Annotated in this window: 1 protein-coding gene; it reads right to left on the bottom strand. The window is 45.6% G+C overall.

Annotation, left to right across the window (positions count from 1 at the left end):
* Window positions 1-939 (bottom strand): pentapeptide repeat-containing protein (locus tag KDK18_RS05460; RefSeq protein WP_257253768.1); only part of this gene is annotated, 939 nt, incomplete at its 3' end.
* Window positions 940-1,156: the final 217 nt, after the last annotated feature.

Raw genomic sequence — 1,156 nt, 5'->3', positions numbered from 1 at the left:
CTCAAAAATCACCTCATTGAACTGGGTACCTTCCATTAGAGCTGAATCCATGTCGACCCGGGTAAAATAACTGTTTGAAATCCGCGTCTGGACCAGCTTGGGAACATTGAATTCGCAGTCTGTCATAACCACCTTGTTCAGAATACCACCGGAAAACACAGGCCCTTCCTGAAAGCTGTCACACCCTCTGAACTGACAATCTTCCATCAAAACATTATTGAACTGAGTGCTCGTCAGTGTGCAATCCCTGAACTCCATATTCCTGAGCTGAGAACCGGTAAAGTTCGCGTCATCCAGAAAGCCATGAATAATCTGGCTGTTATGCATTTTTAAACCCATGCATGAGCTGTTATGAAAACTTTGAGCCCCCATATTGCAGCTATCAATCACAGCATTATCCAGACAACTCTGATCAAAATTAACAGCAAACAGATTGCAATCCACCAGACGCGCTTCATCTAATCGGCAATGTCTCAGATCAGCAGCTTCCAGGGAAGAATCTTCGAAGATAGTGCCGTTCAGATCTGCACCTCTGAAATCAGCCCCGGACAAATCACAGCCTTTAAATCGGGCTCCACGCAACTGAGCTTTTTTAAAGTTACAGCCTCTCAGGTTTGTCTGATTAAAACAAACCCTTTCGAGATCTTTGCCCTCCAGTACTGCACCTTTCAGTACCTGTCTGGAAGGTATGTTCATTCCGGGATGTAAAAGATCGGGAAGTTCACTCACCAAATCATCAGATGCCGAGGTATTAGTCACGACTCGAGCATCTCTGAATGGCTCGATAGCAATACAGTATTCACCCAAACCTTTCAGCAGGATGGCACTTTTTCTATTAAGACCTGAGGTTCTCATTCCCTCTGTAACCAGTACATCAAACCTGCCCAGCCCCTCACGGGCATTCTGACGGGTATCGTTATTTTTTCCTGAATCGGACACCACTGCGCCTCCCTGGCTGATATTTTTAGCGATCAAATATGGAAATCATCGCCATCAACGCAGGGATGATTATCTTCGCATTCGGCTGTCTATAAGAGTCGTCCGATGAACGGTAAAGTTTAGAATGCGGTCACCCAAAAATATTGATAACTGCACAGGTACGAAAGCTGCCGAGCCGCCATCAAACAGGGAGCGTTATGGCTCTTAGTCAGAAAAC

The sequence above is a fragment of the Endozoicomonas sp. SESOKO3 genome (assembly GCF_024606255.1).
Note: the sequence above shows the minus strand (reverse complement) of the source record. Positions and strands in the feature narration are given on the sequence as shown.